The organism is Thermodesulfobacterium sp. TA1 (genome assembly GCF_008630935.1).
Taxonomy (GTDB): Bacteria; Desulfobacterota; Thermodesulfobacteria; order Thermodesulfobacteriales; family Thermodesulfobacteriaceae; genus Thermodesulfobacterium.
Window position 1 is genome coordinate 216,217 of the sequence record NZ_CP043908.1, and the last position, 16,770, is coordinate 232,986.

Below are 16,770 nucleotides of genomic sequence, written 5' to 3' on the forward strand. Positions count from 1 at the left end.
TAAACTTAACCCTCACAGCACCGATAAAAAAGGGCGTTCTTGTAGAAGTTGTCATCAAGACCCCAAGACCTTAGGTTTAGGATACGGGAAGGTGGTTAAGGGAAAAAACGGATTAGAGGTGATCAACTTAGAACAACCTTTTGTTAAGTCTCCTAAGGTTTGTCTTTCTCAAATGGTTAATTTAAACGGAACCACTTTGGTAAAGTTTTCTCGGTCTGGGTTGCGCCCGTTTAACCAAGAAGAACTTAAGAGGATCTTAAGAGTGGGTTTTTGCTTGAAATGCCATCAAGAAAATGACGTCATATTTAAAAACTGGCCTCCTAAGAAAACCTGCCCTTATGGAAGCAATTTCTAAAAAGGTTTAGAGTTTAGGTCTTTGGTTATTTTAGGTATCAAAAGAAAGGCAGGTAAAGAAATCAAGAAGGTTAGTCCAAAAAAGAAGGTGTACCCCAAATAAGTGGTTAAAAAACCTGATAGACTTCTTGAAAAGGTTAAAGAAAGGCTAAAGAGGGTAGAAAACACTGCATACTGAGTTGCAGAAAATTCTTTTTGGCAAAGTTTGGTAAGAAAGGTGAGAAAGGCTGCCGTCCCAAGTCCTCCGGTAAAACTTTCTATGATGGAAGCCAAATAAACAGTTTGCTTAGGTAAGGTAGGGATAGAGGCTAAGGTGTAGCCTAAGTTAGAAAAGGCCTGAAAAAAACCTAATATCAGCAAAGATTTTTTAACCGTCCATTGGCTTGAGAGATAACCCCCTAAAAGAGAACCAAGAATGGTAAGAAGACTCCCAATCGTTCCTGCTATCATCCCTATTTCTAAACGGGAAAAGCCTCGGTCTACCCAAAAGGGATAGACCATAGCCCCAAGAAGGGAGTCCCCAATCTTATAGCTAAATACAAACAAAAAAAGATAAAATGCCCCTTTTCTTTTTAGGATTTCCTTAACAGGCAAGATAAATTGCTCTTTTAAAGAGTGAGGCTTTTGTGATATTTTGTGTTTGAGAAAAGGATTTAAGGATAGAAAACTCCCTACTGATAAACCTATCATAAAGATGAGATAAAAAATGGGTTTAAAACCTAAGTAATGACTTATCGCTACCAACCCACCTCCAAAAACGATTAAGGATACCCGGTAGGCTGCAATCCTTAATCCATTAGCCTTTCCTAAGGCTTCTTGGGCTATCCATTCCACCACAAACCCGTCGGCTGCAGTATCAAAAACCGAAGAGAAGAAACAGAGTAGAAAAAGACAAGAAAAAAATAGTTCATCTTGAGGAGAAACAAGGCTTAAAAACAAGACACTTACTCCTATACCTACTAAAGAAAATCCCATCCAAAGGCTTTTATGAAGATACCGGTCTATAAAAGGAGCCCAAACAAGCCTTAAACTCCAGGGAAGGCTGGCTAAAGAAAAAAGGCCGATGTTTACTAAACTAACCCCTTCGGTTCTTAAAAATACAGGGATAAAAGTATAGAAAAAACCAAAAGGAAGCCCTGAAAAAAAGTAGATAAAACCTAAATAAAAAAGTTTTTTGGCTTCTGTAGATGTTTTTTTCATATAGGCACCTATTTTACAACCAATTTTTAGATTATCACAGATTAAACTATCGTATCTAACCACAAAAACAAGCTTATTGCGAGTTGGCTAAATTTTTCTGGTTTTTGTGTAAGAAAGGGCATAGTAGCTAAGGAGTTAAACCAAATTTTTTAAAGCTTTTGGGCTTTTGATCTGGGTAAAACAGAAAGATGGATTAAAATAATGTTTAAAGGGTGGAGGATTGGATGATTTATGAAATAGCGGTTAAAGCCCCTAAGGATAAAGAAGAAGAGATAGAAGAGTTTTTTTATCAAAGGTTATCTCAAGGTTGGGAAACCTCTTATCAAGAGGATGAAGTAGTTTTTAAGTTTTATTTTAAAGAAGATAGCCCAGAGTTAGAGGAAATAGAAAAAGCACTGGCTAAGTATCCTTTTGTGGAAATAGAATATAGGCTGCTTGAAGAAAAAAACTGGGCAGAAATTTGGAAGGCAAACTTTAAACCTTTAAAAGTAGGAAGGCATCTTTGGGTGGTTCCCCCTTGGGAAAAAGGTTTTAGCAGCCAAGGTGAGGTGATTATTTGGATAGAACCTGGACAAGCCTTTGGCACCGGCCATCACCCCACCACCCAGATGATGCTTGAACATATAGAGCTATTTTCTTTAACCAAAGAAAAAGAATATCCGTATAAGGTGCTTGACCTTGGTTGTGGCACAGGTATTTTAGCCATAACTTGTGCTAAGCTTTTACCTAAGGCTCAAGTCTGGGCAGTAGACATAGACGAAGAGGCTATTAAGGCATGTTTAGACAACCTTAAGTTAAACCAAGTAGAAGGAAGGGTGTTAGTAGGAACTAAGGTGCCGGTTGAAAAGTTTGATTTAATAATAGCTAACATAGGTTATAGAGAACTTAAAAACCTTGCCCCTAAAGTGGTTGAACTTTCCGAAAAAGATAAAACCAACCTTTTTTTGACGGGTATATTAAACGAAGACTCTGAAGAGATTGTCAAGCTTTATGAAAGTCTTGGTTATAGGTTGTTTAGTCAGAAAAGTTTAAAAGAATGGTCTTTTTTATGGATGATATTTTAAAGGCTTGTTAGCCTTTGTCTTACAGCCTTAGCTAAGCCTTTTATCCTTTCTATTTCTTCCCAATTAGGATTTTTTAAAACAGGAAAGATAGAATTATTATGAAAAATCGGGTCTTCCTCTATTTTATACCGAGAAACAGCCTTAGCCATTTCAAAAAAAGGAGTTCCTGGGATAGGAGAAAACTCTGCTAAATAAGGAGAGATTTCTACTTTTTCAAGAAAATAGATAGCCTTCTCAACCTCTTTAAAATTTTCTTCAGGAATACCATAAAGAAGATAAGCCCCTAATTCTTTGGGGCTAAACCCTGCTTTTTTTAGATAAGAGACAGCTTCTAAGAATTCATCTAAATTAACCTTTTGGTCAAAGCGGTTTTCCACCCTTTCAAGCCCAAGCCTTATGGTTGTAAACCCTGCTTGTTTTAAAAGCAAGGCTACCTCCTGGTTGATAAACCTTGCATGGACTGCATTAGGGGTATGAAACCTTAAGTGTAACCCAGAACTTATAACCTTTTCTAAAAAAGGTTTTAGCCTTTTTTCAAAGTTAAAAAGTAAAGCATCATCATAAAAAGCAAAATCTTTTACTCCATAATTTTGGTGCCAAAATAGAACCTCCTCCCATACCTCTTCAGGGGATTTTTCTTGATATGAAGGATAAATCCTTTTTGAGGCACAATAAGGGCAGTTAAAGGGACAACCCAGACTGGTCATAAGAACTACATAGGGAATCTGGGTTTGCAGGTCAAAAATTGGATATTCATTAGGAAAGGTTTCACCAGAAGGTAGAAATCTACTTTTAATATGGGTTAAAAACTCTGTGTCGTTTTGGGTTACTACATAAACCTCAAGGTCTTTATACTGAGATAAAAACTCAGCAAGGTGCTCTTTACAGAGTTTGGGGTAGATACCTCCTATGTAAATCGGTATTTTAGAATAGTTTTTAGCTAAAAAGTTTAACACAGAAAAAAGACCGGGATACCAATAAGTTAAGGTGCAGGTAAGAAGGACTGCTTTAAACTTAAGGCCAGATATTTTATGCTTAAACACCTTAAAAGGAAGTCCATATCGGTAAAACCTTCTTGGTACGTCTTGAAAAAAATAGGGTTTAGGCACAGGTTCTTTATAAAAATGCCCTGTGCCAAATTCTCGCCTTTTGGGAGCTTTAGGGAGGTCTTTATTAAAAGGGTCAAGTAGGTCTAAATAATAGAGTTTATATCCTAATTTTCTTAGCTTTCCTCCTATATAAAGAAGTCCATAGGGTTTTAGCCAAAAATCATAGGCAGAAAAATCATAGATCCAGGGGTTGATAAGTAAAAAATCTACTTCCAACCTTTACCAACTAAGCCCCACTACGCTTCTTCCGGCTGCTTTAGCAAGTTCAGAAATTCCACCGTCAAGAACCAAAGTTTTATATCCTAAAATGTTTAAAGGCAGGCTTGCAGCTACAGCCCTTGTTCCGGTATGACAAATTACCACTATTATCCGATCCTTAGGAAGTTTTTTTAGGTTTTCTTCTTTAAAAAGTTCGTGCATAGGGATTTCTATAGTATTAGGAAGAGAAACCTTGATGATTTGCTTTTCTTGAGGGGTTCTTATGTCTAAGACTACAAAGGGCTCTTTTTTCTCAAGCATTATAAAAAGGTCTTTTACGCTTATCATACAAGGTTTTTTAGCTATTACCTCTGGGGTAAGGTTAGAAAAAAAGGCATCAAATTTTTTAGCAAGGTCTACATCATAAGCCAACCCCTGCCCTAACCATATAAAAGATACCAATAAACCTAAAACTAATTTTTGAAAAATTCTTTTCATTTTTACACCCCCTCTTTCTGTGGTTTATTATTAGAATAAATTTAAAACACAAACTATTCAAGGTCAAGGGGATAGGGATTTAAAAAGGCTTGGTTGATAAGGTAAAGGTCTTCAAACCTAAAAGCCCAATTTCTAAGGATTTCAATCAAGGTAGTCTTAGGTATTTTGTTTTTTCTATAACGTTCTAACAACCATAGGAAATGATTTTTTTCTTTAGGTTTTAGTTTAGAGGAAAAATGTCCAAACACATGAAGAAGGGTATTTGTTTCTTTTCCTTTAGAAGGAGGTTGAGATAAGGCTTTTATAAAAAGGGTTTGGTAGTTTTGCAATACTTGCTTAAAAGATAAATCTTTAGCAGAAGCTACCAACTGTCCTAATCTTTTAAGCCCTTCTGGAGAACAACTCATAAGAAGGTACTTATACCTTTGATGAAATCCGATAAGGTCTTTTATAGATAATGCTTTAGTTAAAAATTCTCTTAGGTCTGCTAAAGCAAAAATTTTAGTAAGAAAATTTCCCCTAATAAAAGCGTCATGGAGCTTACCTTCATCTTCTATCGGAAGGTCTGGGTAGAGTTTTTCTGCTTCTATAGCAAAAAGGCCTTTTCCTCTTCCTATAGGCAAGGTTCCTTCTTTGTCTTTATACCAGCGGGTTCCTGAGACTCCACAGGAAGGAGAACGACTTTTTAATAAAAAACCATCTATATGTTTGAGCCCTTCAAGAAATTCCCGGGAAAAATTTAGCATTTCTTGAGTAAGGTCCTTTTTTTGGGCTGGTTGAAAAACACCAAGCTTACCTCTTTCTTGGTATACGATAATCCTATCCCTTGGTACAGGAAGCCCTATGGCTACTTCTGGACAGACCTTGATAACCTCACAGAATTTAGAAAGGTTTTTAGCCAGAGGAGATACGATAGGATTACCATCGTATCTTGTATTTTCTCCAAGAAGGCAGGCACTTACTACTAATTTAGGTTTAGGATAGTTGCTTGACATTTTTAAACCATAATTTTAAATTTTTTCTTATGCGAGACATTATAAAACAGTTTCAACCAAAAGAGAAGAGTTTCCAATTTTTCTTTCGGAAAAAAGACCTTTTACACAAACTTTCTATTTTGTCTCAAGCCGCAAGATATGACAACACTTGTAGTGGTTCAGGTAGAACAAGGGAAACCTATACTCAGGGATTAGAAGGGATTTGTTATGTATGGTCAGGAAACGGAAGATGTATGCCTCTCCTTAAAATCCTTATGACCAACATTTGTGTAAACGACTGCAAGTACTGTATAAATCGGATAAAAAACGACATTCCGAGAGCTATTTTTAGCCCCGAAGAGGTCGCCTTTCTTACCATGGAGTTTTATCAGAAAAATTATATAAAGGGGTTATTTTTAAGCTCAGGCATCTATCGAGACCCAGATTATACAATGGAGTTGATGTTGAGAGCAGTTAAAATTTTAAGGTTGAAATACCGGTTTAATGGTTATATTCATCTTAAACTTATACCTGGGTCTTCTTCAAAACTTATAAAAGAGGCCTTTTTTTTGGCAGATAGAGTAAGCTCAAACTTAGAGCTTCCTACCGAAAAAAGTTTAAAAAAAGTTGCCCCTCAAAAGAGTTTTGAGTTAGTTTACCCTCCTTTAAAAGTTATAAAAGAGGTATATCAAGAAAAAGAATTTAAAGCCTCTGTCTCTACTCAGCTTATCGTTGGAGCAACCTCTGACCCTGATAAAAACTTCCTAAAAATAGCTGAAACCCTTTATCAAAAAGGGATGGTAAAAAGAGTTTATTATTCTGCTTATGTGTCTGTTAATCATGATCCAGCCCTTCCTTTGTTAAAAGAACCTCCTTTCTTGAGAGAACATAGACTTTATCAAGCAGACTGGCTTTTGAGGTTTTATGGTTTTAATTTGGAAGAACTTTTTGAAGAAGAGGAAAACTTGCCACTTCACATAGATCCTAAATTAGCCTGGGCTTTAAGACATCGTGATTTCTTTCCTGTAGAAATTACCAAGGCAGACTATTGGGAACTTTTAAGGGTTCCTGGGATAGGCCCTGTCTCAGCTAAAAAGCTTATTCAAGCAAGAAAAGAAGGAATAATAACCGAAGATACACTAAAAAATATAGGTATTTCTTTAAAAAGAGCTAAAAACTTTATCGTTCTTAGAGGTAAGACTTTGACCAAATTCTCAAAAAATTTGGAAAAACTTCCTTTTAAGTTGGAGCAGCTCAGCCTGTTTTAAAAGGTAAACGTTGGCAAAATTTAAAAAAGGTATAAAATTTTAATTTAAAATTCTATCAAGGAGGGATACCTTGAACCCTAAAATAGTGTTTTTTGATACTACTCTTAGGGATGGAGAACAGTCCCCTGGGGTTTCTCTTGATTTAAAACAAAAAATAGAAATAGCTAAAGCCTTAGAGGAATTAGGTATAGATGTTATAGAGGCTGGATTTCCTATAACCTCTCCTGGGGATTTTGAGGCTGTAAAAACCGTAGCCAAGGAAATAAAAAAGTGTACTGTAGCTGCCTTAGCCAGGGCTAACCAAAAAGACATAGAGGTTGCTTGGGAGGCGATTAAACATGCAGTTTCTCCTCGTATTCATACTTTTATAGCCACTTCTGACATCCATCTTAAATACAAGCTAAAAAAGGATAGGGCTCAGGTGTTAGAGATTGCCCGAGAAGCGGTAAAGTATGCCTGTTCTTTATGTCCTAATGTAGAGTTTTCTGCTGAAGATGCTACCAGAAGTGATTGGAATTACTTGGCTGACGTGGTGATAGAGGTAGTAAAGGCTGGAGCTACCACTATAAACATCCCTGATACCGTAGGTTATACCGTTCCGCAAGAATATTATAATCTTTTTAAGTTTTTGGTAGAAAGGTTGATAGCCGCTGGATATGAGGAAGACCTTAGGACCGGGAGTTTAAGACTTTCGGTTCATTGTCATAATGACCTCGGCCTTGCGGTTTCTAATTCACTTTCTGCAATTTTAGCCGGAGCCACTCAGATAGAAGGTACGATAAACGGTATAGGCGAAAGAGCAGGAAATGCTGCCTTGGAAGAAGTGATTATGGCACTTAAGATTAGAAGGGACTTCTTTGAAAAATCGTTAGGTTATCCTTTAGAGGTAAACATAGCTACCGAAAAAATCGTCCCTACCAGTCAGCTTATTTCTAAATACACCGGGATGATGGTTCAACCTAACAAAGCTATCGTTGGGGCTAATGCTTTTGCTCATGAATCTGGTATCCATCAACATGGGGTAATATGTGAAAGAACCACTTACGAAATCATTAGACCAGAAGAGGTAGGTTGGACCGGTTCTGCCATCGTTCTTGGGAAACACTCAGGGAGACACGCTTTATCTTTTAAACTGAAAAGCAGAGGATGGGAATTTGACGATACGGTAATTACTAAAGTTTTTGAGAAATTTAGGGCAGAACTAAAAGACGTTCTAAGAAAGATAGATGAAGAATATATAGAAGGGATCCTGCTTGATTTGTTCTGTGAAAAAGAGTACCGGTATTCCTTGGTTTCTTCTCAGGTGATAAGTGTTTTTAGTGGATCGTTGAAACCGTTAGCTCAGTTAGAGATAGAAGACAGACTTTTAGGTAATAAGGTAGCGGTAGGTTTAGGAATAGGACCTATTGATGCAGCCTATAAAGCAGTGGCCCAGGCTTTAGGTTATAGTTTTAACGGAGAAGAACAGGGTAAAAAACATCTAAAACTTATAGACTTTAGCATTAGCGCCCTTACCGGTGGGACGTCTTCAGAAGGTGTATGTGGGGTTATTATAGAAGACGAGACAGGTATAAGAACCGCAGGACTTGGCAAAGACGGAGACATTGTAATAGCTAGTATAAAAGCCTTTTTAAAGGCCTTAAATCGTTTGGAAATTTTAAAAGAAAAAGGAGAAGAACTTAAGAAACAAGCATTAACTTTAGCTAATTAATAATTTTATTAGGCCTTAAGCTAAAGATTAGGCCTTTAGCTTAAGGTCTAATCTTTATTTGTTTATTGTCTATTATAAGCACGTTCTAAAAAGTATAATCTTTCTGCAGCTTTGTTTGCCCAAGGAGAATCAGGGTCAAGCCAAATGATAGATTGCCATAATTCTTTAGCCAGTTTTAAATTACCTTCTCTAAAGTTTATTTCCCCTAAGTAAAACCTTGCCTCACTGGAGTATTTATCTACGTCTAAGGCTTTTTTATAGTAAAATTTAGCAGCAGAAAGGTCGTTTTCATTAAGGTATACATAACCTAAATAGACTAAGGATTTAGGATATCGAGGATTTTCTCTAAAGGCTTCAAGTAAGGTATTTATTCCTTTTTCTTTTTGTCCTGCAAGATAGTAAGCCCAGCCCAAGTTAGTTTTAGCCATGTATGCATTTACATAATAAGGATTTTGGATAGCTATCTCTAAGTATTCTATGGCTTTTGTGTAGTTTTGTTGAAGGATCATTAAAGAACCAAGGTTGTTATAGGCTTCTGCATAGTCAGGTTTAATAGCAATAGCGTCTTTAAACGCTTGTTTAGCCTTTTCGTAGTCATTTTTTCCCATATAGGCCAAACCAAGAAGATTATAAACCTCTGGGTCGCATTTTTTTCTTTCATTTTGTAAAGCCTTTTTAAGCTCCTCTATCGTGCCTTGAGTGGTTGCGTTTTCTAAAAGCTGTAGATTTCTTCTTATACTACAGATGTCGCACTGGCTTGATTTTTCTGCTAATTCAAGTTCCTTTAAAGCCTCAGTATAACGTCGCTCTTGGATAAAGGTTTGGGCTATCTCTTTATGAGAGGAAATTTTTTGTTCAAAATACTGAGGACTAGCCCTACATCCTCCTAAAACTAAACCAACCCCTATCCCTAATAAAATCAATTGTTTTTTCATAGCCCTAACCCTCTAAAAATTTTAGAAAGACTTTTCTTGTCCTTGGTCCGTCATATTCTGCGAAAAAAATTCTTTGCCAAGTTCCTAAAACAGGTTTGCCCTTTTCCACAATAAAGGTTAGAGAAGGACCGGTAAGAGAAGATTTTACATGTCCTGGAGAGTTTCCTTCTAAATGTTTATATGGAAGATTTTCTGGGGCTATCCTTTCAAAAGCCATAATTAGGTCTTCTTTTACCGACGGGTCTGCCCCTTCGTTAATGATAATCCCTGCTGTGGTGTGAGGAACATAGAGCACACAAATCCCATCCTTAGGAGGAAGTCTTTTTACTACTTCTTCAGTAATGTCGATCAATTCAACTTTTTTATGGGTTTTAACAGTGATTACTTCCATATGTTTTTTGATATATACCAAAAATTTATAAAAGTCAATACACAAAAAAATTTAAATTCTTAACAAACCACCGTTAACATGAAAAACACAACCGGTGATGTAGCTTGCCTTTTCACTTGCTAAGAAACATACAAGATAAGCTACTTCTTCTGGTGTTCCAGGTCTTTTTAGAGGAATTTCTTGCAAAAAGGCCTCTTTAACTTTTTCGGGAAGTTTACTTGTCATATCGGTTTCTATATAACCTGGGGCGACTGCGTTAACGGTTATGTTGCGGGAGGCTACTTCTAAAGCCAAAGATTTAGTCAATCCTATGATCCCTGCTTTGGCTGCTGCATAGTTGGTTTGACCTGGGTTTCCGCTAAAAGCTACTACCGAAGAGATGTTGATAATCCTTCCCCACTTAGTTTTAGTCATCATCGGAAGAACCGCTTGAGTAACATAAAAGACTGAGTAAAGGTTGGTTTTGATGACTAAATCCCAGTCTTCTTCCTTCATCCTTAAAAACAAGGCATCTCTGGTGATGCCTGCATTGTTTACTAAAATCTCTATAGGACCTATAGATTCTTCTATTTCTTTTATTGCTTTTTTAACCTCTTCAGGGTTGGCTACGTCAAACTTAGAAAGATGGGCTTTTCTCCCTAGACTTTCTATTTCAGAAGCCAGTTCTTTAGCTTTGTCTTCAGACCCTTTGTAGTTAATGATTACCTCAGCCCCTTCTTTAGCCAGTTGATAGGCTATAGCCCTACCTATACCTCTTGAGGCTCCAGTTACTAAAGCCACCTTTCCTTCAAGTTCCATTTTTATCCCCTCCTTTGTAAGGTTTTGGTGTTTATATAATCAGCCAAAATAAAACCTATGGTGGCTTCTTCTTCCATTGTTTGCTGAATATAGGTTAGGTCTTGATGCCCTAAATGTTTAGCCAATTTATCGCAAAAAAAGTTTCTGCAAAAAATAGGGGTAAGGATAAGAACGCAACCTTGCTCTCCTAAAAAAAGGCAGTCTTCTTCTCGGTTAGTGTTGAAATCAAAAGGAAGATTATAGATTTCGGAGAGAAGAAGGTTCAAAAAAAACTCAGCAGGGCTTAGCTTCCACTCTAATCCAGCCTTACAGCATTTCTCTCCGGAGAGCGCACAAGCCTTACAAAAAGCAAAAGACCCTTTTTCAACAAAAGCCTTTCTGGTTTTATCTATAGCTTCTTTTAATAAAGGAATTTTTCGTTGGATAAAAGGGTCTTTCTTTAGTAAATCTTTATTTTCATTATAATAATAAATTAAACGGGTAAAATAGGCTAAACTTTCTCTCATAAATTAAAATCCAAGTTTTTTCCGCTTACCTCATTTAAGACCAAACCTGTAAGCACTTTAGGATAAAAAAAGGTGCTTTTGTGAGGCATCCTTTTTCCCTGCAAAGCCACTTCTTTTAAGATTAAAGGAGAAAGCTCAGGAAAAATCACTCCGATATCCCCAGGCTTTAAGTTTTTTAAAACCTCTTCTACCTTAGATAAAAACCTAACCTGTTTTTTTTCTTTTAGAATTTCTTCGTCCATTTGAAAAGCCTCTTCCATTAGGCTTAAAAAATTGTAAAGGGTTAGGTTAGCCAGTACCGGGTCTTTCTGTTTGAAACGTTCATAGACTTCATCTTTTATTCTAAAAACCATGATCTTATCCTTTAAACACAGCCCAAATTCTCTTTCTTTTAGTTTAAAGAGGTTTTCCGAAAAGTTAATAGGTTCTACGCTCATTATTTTTTCTGTAAAATTTTCTAAGGACTTGAGAAACCCCTCTATATCGTCTAATCGATAAACCCTGTGGGTAGGAAGCATAAGTAGGTTAGGTTCTTCTATAGGGCAAACATACATGGCTATGTAGTTGTAGTCCTTTTGGTTGTTTTTTCTTAAAAGGTTTTCCATATATTCCTTATACCTAAGGGCGGTGGTGTATCGATGGTGTCCATCAGCTATGTATATTTTTTGGTCTTTAAGATAAGCAACCACTTCTTGAATAACTTCTAAATCAGAAACCTTATATAACCGATGGGTTTGTTCTTGATAAGAAACCTCATAAAGAAGGTCTGTTGGGTTATAAGACAAGGTTTTAAGGGTTGGGTCTTCATATAATCCGAAAACCTGACTAAACTGAAAACCTGTAGCTTTAAGTAGTTCAAACCGGTCTTCGGTAACCTTAGGGAAAACTTTTTCATGAGGTAAAACCACTCCTTCTTCAAAAGGATGTAGTTTAACCAACAAAATCCATCCCTTTCGCGAAAACATCATTTCTTTTTTGGGAAAAGAAAGTTCGTAAAAATACAGACAAGGTTGAGGTTCCTTTAAAAGGATTTGGGAGTTAATCCAGTTCTCTAAAAGGAGTTTAGCTTTTTGATAACTCTCAGGAAGCTCAAGATGAAAGATGTTGTAAGGACTTTTTTTCCAGTATAAAACCTTTTCTTCTTCGGTAACTACATCATAAGGCGGGGCAACTACCGCTTCTATGTTTACTTTTTGTGAGTTATACCTCCAGCCAAGAAAGGGAAGACATTCAGGCATGACCATAAACTCCTATAAAAATAGATTTCAAAAAGTTTCCTTAAATCTACCAAAAAAATCGGGTTTAGCAACAAGTTTAAGCAGTTTCCTCTGGGAAAAAAACAGAAAGGAATTAAATTTTAATCATGCTCAAAAAAAAATGGGGACAACATCTTTTGGTTTCTTCAGGGGTTTTAGAGCGTTTGGTTGAGCTTGCCGAAATAAAAGAAGAGGAAACAGTGGTAGAAATAGGACCAGGTACAGGAAACCTTACTAAAAAACTTCTTTCCACCTCTTTAAAGCGTCTTTATCTTATAGAGATAGACTCAGACATGATAACAAGGCTTAAGAATAACATAAATGACCCTCGGGTGGTTATTTTTAATGCAGATGCAACACGGTTTGATTTTGATACATTGGGAGAAAAAGAGCTTAAACTTATAGGAAACCTACCATATAACGTTGCCAGCCTTATCATAGAAAACACGGTTTATCATAAACATCTGGTTTATCAAGCTTTTTATATGGTACAAAAAGAGGTAGCCGAAAGGCTTATCTACCTTAAGTCTTGGCTTTCTATTTTTGTTAACACTTTTTATCAGGTGGAATACCTTATGAGTATCCCCCCAAAGTTTTTTATTCCTCCTCCTAAGGTAAACTCAGCCTATCTTCGTTTTATTCGCAAAGATTTTGAAGAGATAAAAGACCTAAAATATTATAAAAATTTTTTGGTAAAACTGTTTAGCCAAAAAAGAAAAATGTTAAAACATAAGATAGCTCCTGAATTTTTAGAAAGAGCCTCTATTTCTCCAGAAAAAAGGGTAGAGCAACTTAGCCTTTCAGACTTTATAGCTTTGTATCGAAGTTTTTCTCAGTAGACAATTTTTCTTCAGAGGTTTGATAAACCAGATTTTCTGAGGTTTGATTAGAAGGTGAAGATTTAGGGGTTGATCTTATTTTGTTGATAGCTTCTAAGTGGTCTTTATAAGTTACAGAAAAAATGTGGCTTCCGTTTCCTGAGGCTACAAAATAAAGATAGGGAACTTTAGCCGGGAAAATCACCGCCTTTATACTTTCTTCTCCTGGGTTGCCTATAGGGGTTGGGGGAAGGCCTGGATTCAAATAAGTATTATAAGGACTTTTTACAGTATAGTAGTCTTTATAGGTTAAACGTCTAAAAGATTTAAGAGCATAATTGATGGTAGGATCCGCTTGAAGGGGCATTTTCTTTTTTATTCTGTTAAGATACACGGCGGCGATTATCGGTTTTTCTGAGTTTAGATAGGCCTCTTTTTCCACGATAGAAGCTAAAATTATAACTTCCTTTAAGGATTTTTTTTGTTTGTTAGCGATTTCTTCATATTTTCTCCAATTTTTCCAAAAGTTCTCTACCATGGTTTTTATTACTTGACCTGGATGAGAGTTGCGATAAAAATAATAGGTATCAGGGAAAAGGTAACCTTCCAAAGTAGGGCCAGGTAAACCATATTGCTTAGCTGTCTGAGGATTTTCAGCCAATTTTAAAAATTCTTCTTTACTACAAATTTCGTTTTTTTCGAGTAGGTCTGCGATTTGCCAAAGGGTATAGCCTTCTGGTATGGTAACCTTTTTAGCTAAAACTTTTCCTTCTACTAACATCTCAAGGATTTCAGAAAGAGGCTGATTGAGATAAAAACCATATTCTCCAGGTTTAATTTTGTGATAATATCCTTTTCTAAAAGCTTCAAAACAAAACACTAAAGAACTTTTTATGACACCTTGTTTTTTAAGCTTTTGGGCTATAGTCCAAACCCCTTCTCCCTTTTTGATTTCTACTACTTTAAACTCTTTGGTAGGACCTTTTATTATCGGTTCTAAGCCTTCAAAATAATAACCTAAAAACCATACAAACAAAACGAGAAGAACTATTAATCCAGAAATTAACACCCATTTCTTTTTTTTATGTCTTGAGAACTTCATAATTAATGTTATCCTTTAAAGAGTTTCAGAAGGAGGAAAAGATGATAGACGAAAAAGCTTTAAAAATTTTAGAAAAAGAAGCCATGGAAAACCCTCATTCACCTTTTGCACAACATAAGTTAGCTATAGCTTACTTTAATTTGGGAAAATTACAAGAGGCTAAAGAGGCTTTTAAGCGGGTTTTAAAGCTTGACCCTTACCATTTTGAGGCTATGGTAAACCTTGGCATCATCCTCGCTCAAGAAGGGGAATTAGAAGAAGCTAAAAAGGCCTTTAGCTTTACCCTTAATTTTTATCCCAAATCTGTAGAAGCTTGGGTAAATTTAGGTCTGATAGAATTTCAATTGGGTAACCTGACAGAGGCAGAAAACTGTTATAGAAAGGCCTTGGAAATCAACCCAGAGTTTGTACCTGCTATGATAAATCTTTCTACCATTTTAATAGAAAAAGAACTTTTTGCTGAAGCTGTAGAGGTGTTAGAAAAAGGAAAAACCTTTGCTCCTCAAATGGCTACCCTTTATAACAACTTAGCAGTAGCGTATTATTATTTAGGAGATTTAAAAAAAGCTAAAGAAAATTTATTTGAGGCTAAAAAATTAGGTTATCCGGTAAGTCCAGAGTTTGAGGAGCTTTTATATGAAAAAGCCCGTTCCTAAGCCTCCTACTTGTCCTTTTTGTGGAAGGTTTATCAAAAAACCCGAATTTTTACCTATAGGACTTTCTGACTTAGAGGCAGGTGTTTGTGAATGTGGCAGTGTATATGTATGTGATGTAACCGGGCACAACAGAGGTAATGCCTTTATTGAGGCCCTTTTTCTTGCCACTGCAGGTGATTGGGACTTGATGTGGGAATTAACCTCTGAAGAAGATTATCAGGAGGTCTGGATAGAGGATTATGATTTAAAAACCCATACCATTCTTCCTATGCCAGTGAATCCAAGGGTGGTTTCTAAAGGAGCCCTTTGTTTTATAAAATTAGCAGAGGATATCAGAGAATTGAAACGACAAAAGTTAAAAGAAGTACTACAAAAAGAAAATGTTTTGAAAAAGGTTTCTCCTAAATTTCAAAAGAAACTTTCTAAACAGGAAGTAGAAACTTTATTGCAGAAGGAAGATTTTAACACCCTTGCCTCTTACATAATTTCTGAACCTTTAAACCTTAACATACTGCAAAAGTTTTTTTATCATCCAGACATAGTCTTTCGTAGAAAAGCAGTGGTTGCTTTGGGTAAGGCAGCTTCTCCTTTAGCCAAGGTTCGTCCAGAAAAACTTTTAGATTTTATCAAAAAACTTCTTTATGCTGCCGCAGACTCTGCAGCTTCTGCCTGGGGCGCTCTTGAAGCCGTAGGTGAAGTCATTAGAGAAACAGGAGATAGATATGCGATCTTTATAAAAAATTTGTTTGCTTTCCTAAAGTTTCCAGAATACCATCCTTACGTAATTTATGCCCTATATCGTATTTCAGAGAAAAATCCAGAGGTTTTAAAAAAACATAGCTATTTTTTGCTTTTAGACTTGATAGAAGGTTCTACTTCTGAAATTAAGGCTGTGATTTTAAAAATTTTTGCTAATCTAAAAGCTAAAGAAATTTCTCCTTATTTAAACCGAATAAATCCTGACGAGGAAGCAGAGATTTTTGACCATACAAAATTTGTTTATCAAAGAATAAAACTAAAGGAAATCATAGAACAGATAGAAAGGGGTTAACATGGAAAACAAAGAATTGCTTGAGAAAAGAAAAGAACTTTATTTTCAACAAATGGGGGTTTCAGAAAAGTTAAAACCTGGTTACGAGCTTTGTATAGAAGCTCATAAATGCTGGACAGAGGGTAGGGTTCTTGATACCATAGAACTTATGGAAAGAGCTTTAGAGTTTTTCCAAAAGCATGAGGCCTATAAAGAAATGGCTAATATATTAGACTTTTTAGGAGATGTTTATTATATGAGAGGAAACATAGAAAAAGCCCTCAGGTGTTATAAAGCTTGTTTAGATGTTTGTGAAACCGTAGAGGACGAGTTTAGCGTAGCAGTTATGGTAGAGAAAATTATACATGTCTATCGTACCAAAAACGAATATGATAAAATGTTGCCTTACCTTTATAGAAACTTAGAAATAGGAGAAAAATACAGGGACGCTCATAGGGCAGCCCGTGCTTTAGTAGGAATAGGGGATGCTTATCGATTTCAGAAAAATTTTGAGGCAGCTAAAGATGCATATTCTTTAGCTTATAAAATCTATAAAGGAATGGGGGCAAGAGAATTAGCAGAGAAGGTAAGAGAAGGCTTAGACCTTTTAGAAAAAGAAAAAAACAACCTTAAAAGGGATAACGAAGACTAATCTCCATAGCCAGGCAATTCTATATGGGTACAACTACCTGTAGCACAAGAATGAGATTCTGTAATCCTTGGTTTATCTGAAGAACTTCCTGAATCACTGATTATAGAATTGACCACACTTATCAACCTTTTTACCCTTTTACTTTTACATTTTTTACATTCAACCGAACTAAGCTCCTCTTTGTTTTTTAAAAATACCTCAAACTCCTCTTTACAGTCCTCACACCTAAACTCATATATTGGCATTTGAG

General features: G+C 36.1%; 19 protein-coding genes. 8 read left to right on the forward strand and 11 right to left on the reverse strand.

Going from position 1 to position 16,770, the window contains the following annotated elements:
• Nucleotides 1-91 precede the first annotated feature (91 nt).
• Nucleotides 92-355, forward strand: a complete 264-nt coding sequence (locus F1847_RS01095; RefSeq protein ID WP_150071272.1) for a hypothetical protein — start codon at nt 92-94, stop codon at nt 353-355.
• On the opposite strand, the gene F1847_RS01100 is transcribed toward F1847_RS01095, so the two are convergent.
• Nucleotides 352-1,554 (reverse strand): MFS transporter, encoded by a 1,203-nt coding sequence (locus F1847_RS01100; protein ID WP_150071273.1) that lies wholly within the window; start codon nt 1,552-1,554, stop codon nt 352-354. The two genes, F1847_RS01095 and F1847_RS01100, sit on opposite strands and share 4 nt — an antisense overlap.
• 224 nt (nt 1,555-1,778) lie before the next feature.
• On the opposite strand from F1847_RS01100, the gene F1847_RS01105 reads away from it, so the two are divergent.
• Entirely contained in the window at nt 1,779-2,618 is an 840-nt protein-coding gene (locus F1847_RS01105; RefSeq protein WP_150071274.1) for a 50S ribosomal protein L11 methyltransferase, read from the forward strand.
• Here the strand turns inward: F1847_RS01105 and F1847_RS01110 are convergent.
• The 3 genes from F1847_RS01110 to F1847_RS01120 are packed head-to-tail and all read right to left on the reverse strand — an operon-like array spanning nt 2,615 to nt 5,418.
• Entirely contained in the window at nt 2,615-3,943 is a 1,329-nt protein-coding gene (locus tag F1847_RS01110) for a radical SAM protein (RefSeq protein WP_150071275.1), read from the reverse strand. The genes F1847_RS01105 and F1847_RS01110 overlap by 4 nt on opposite strands.
• Before the next feature lie 3 nt (nt 3,944-3,946).
• On the reverse strand, nt 3,947-4,423 hold the full coding sequence (locus F1847_RS01115; RefSeq protein ID WP_150071276.1) for a rhodanese-like domain-containing protein: 477 nt from the start codon (nt 4,421-4,423) through the stop codon (nt 3,947-3,949).
• Between the two features lie 53 nt (nt 4,424-4,476).
• A complete protein-coding gene (locus F1847_RS01120) occupies nt 4,477-5,418 on the reverse strand; it encodes a DUF523 and DUF1722 domain-containing protein (protein WP_150071277.1) in 942 nt (313 codons plus the stop codon).
• A gap of 29 nt (nt 5,419-5,447) precedes the next feature.
• On the opposite strand from F1847_RS01120, the gene F1847_RS01125 reads away from it, so the two are divergent.
• Both F1847_RS01125 and F1847_RS01130 read left to right on the forward strand, forming a co-directional pair.
• Nucleotides 5,448-6,665, forward strand: a complete 1,218-nt coding sequence (locus F1847_RS01125; protein ID WP_150071278.1) for a putative DNA modification/repair radical SAM protein — start codon at nt 5,448-5,450, stop codon at nt 6,663-6,665.
• Between the two features lie 70 nt (nt 6,666-6,735).
• Nucleotides 6,736-8,376, forward strand: a complete 1,641-nt coding sequence (locus tag F1847_RS01130) for a 2-isopropylmalate synthase (protein WP_150071279.1) — start codon at nt 6,736-6,738, stop codon at nt 8,374-8,376.
• Between the two features lie 62 nt (nt 8,377-8,438).
• Here the strand turns inward: F1847_RS01130 and F1847_RS01135 are convergent, their stop codons facing one another.
• Genes F1847_RS01135 through F1847_RS01155 form a run of 5 tightly spaced genes read right to left on the reverse strand, consistent with a single transcriptional unit; the run spans nt 8,439 to nt 12,244 of the window.
• A complete protein-coding gene (locus F1847_RS01135; protein WP_150071280.1) occupies nt 8,439-9,311 on the reverse strand; it encodes a lipopolysaccharide assembly protein LapB in 873 nt (290 codons plus the stop codon).
• Nucleotides 9,312-9,315: 4 nt separating this feature from the next.
• Nucleotides 9,316-9,702: a secondary thiamine-phosphate synthase enzyme YjbQ gene (locus F1847_RS01140; RefSeq protein WP_150071281.1), complete on the reverse strand. Its 387-nt coding sequence runs from the start codon at nt 9,700-9,702 to the stop codon at nt 9,316-9,318.
• Nucleotides 9,703-9,753: 51 nt separating this feature from the next.
• Nucleotides 9,754-10,500, reverse strand: a complete 747-nt coding sequence (fabG, locus tag F1847_RS01145) for a 3-oxoacyl-[acyl-carrier-protein] reductase (RefSeq protein WP_150071282.1) — start codon at nt 10,498-10,500, stop codon at nt 9,754-9,756.
• Between the two features lie 2 nt (nt 10,501-10,502).
• Complete coding sequence (locus F1847_RS01150) at nt 10,503-11,006, reverse strand: hypothetical protein (protein WP_150071283.1); 504 nt, start codon at nt 11,004-11,006, stop codon at nt 10,503-10,505.
• Nucleotides 11,003-12,244 carry a DUF1015 family protein gene (locus tag F1847_RS01155; RefSeq protein WP_168194231.1) on the reverse strand — a complete coding sequence of 414 codons (1,242 nt, stop codon included), beginning with the start codon at nt 12,242-12,244 and terminating at the stop codon, nt 11,003-11,005. The genes F1847_RS01150 and F1847_RS01155 overlap by 4 nt, the downstream gene beginning before the upstream one ends.
• A gap of 125 nt (nt 12,245-12,369) precedes the next feature.
• Here F1847_RS01155 and rsmA point away from each other — a divergent pair, with 125 nt between their 5' ends.
• A complete protein-coding gene (gene rsmA, locus F1847_RS01160; RefSeq protein WP_150071285.1) occupies nt 12,370-13,101 on the forward strand; it encodes a 16S rRNA (adenine(1518)-N(6)/adenine(1519)-N(6))-dimethyltransferase RsmA in 732 nt (243 codons plus the stop codon).
• Here the strand turns inward: rsmA and mltG are convergent.
• Nucleotides 13,070-14,182, reverse strand: a complete 1,113-nt coding sequence (mltG, locus tag F1847_RS01165; protein ID WP_150071286.1) for an endolytic transglycosylase MltG — start codon at nt 14,180-14,182, stop codon at nt 13,070-13,072. The genes rsmA and mltG overlap by 32 nt on opposite strands.
• A 41-nt stretch (nt 14,183-14,223) precedes the next feature.
• On the opposite strand from mltG, the gene F1847_RS01170 reads away from it, so the two are divergent.
• From F1847_RS01170 to F1847_RS01180, 3 genes are read left to right on the forward strand one after another with little or no spacing between them, the layout of a single operon-like run.
• Nucleotides 14,224-14,838, forward strand: a complete 615-nt coding sequence (locus F1847_RS01170) for a tetratricopeptide repeat protein (protein ID WP_150071287.1) — start codon at nt 14,224-14,226, stop codon at nt 14,836-14,838.
• On the forward strand, nt 14,819-15,889 hold the full coding sequence (locus tag F1847_RS01175; RefSeq protein WP_150071288.1) for a DVU0298 family protein: 1,071 nt from the start codon (nt 14,819-14,821) through the stop codon (nt 15,887-15,889). Before F1847_RS01170 ends, F1847_RS01175 begins: the two co-directional genes overlap by 20 nt.
• Before the next feature lies 1 nt (nt 15,890).
• Nucleotides 15,891-16,520 carry a tetratricopeptide repeat protein gene (locus F1847_RS01180; RefSeq protein ID WP_150071289.1) on the forward strand — a complete coding sequence of 210 codons (630 nt, stop codon included), beginning with the start codon at nt 15,891-15,893 and terminating at the stop codon, nt 16,518-16,520.
• Here F1847_RS01180 and F1847_RS01185 read toward each other — a convergent pair.
• Nucleotides 16,517-16,765, reverse strand: coding sequence for a zinc ribbon domain-containing protein (locus tag F1847_RS01185; protein WP_150071290.1), 249 nt, complete (start codon nt 16,763-16,765; stop codon nt 16,517-16,519). The genes F1847_RS01180 and F1847_RS01185 overlap by 4 nt on opposite strands.
• Nucleotides 16,766-16,770 lie beyond the last annotated feature (5 nt).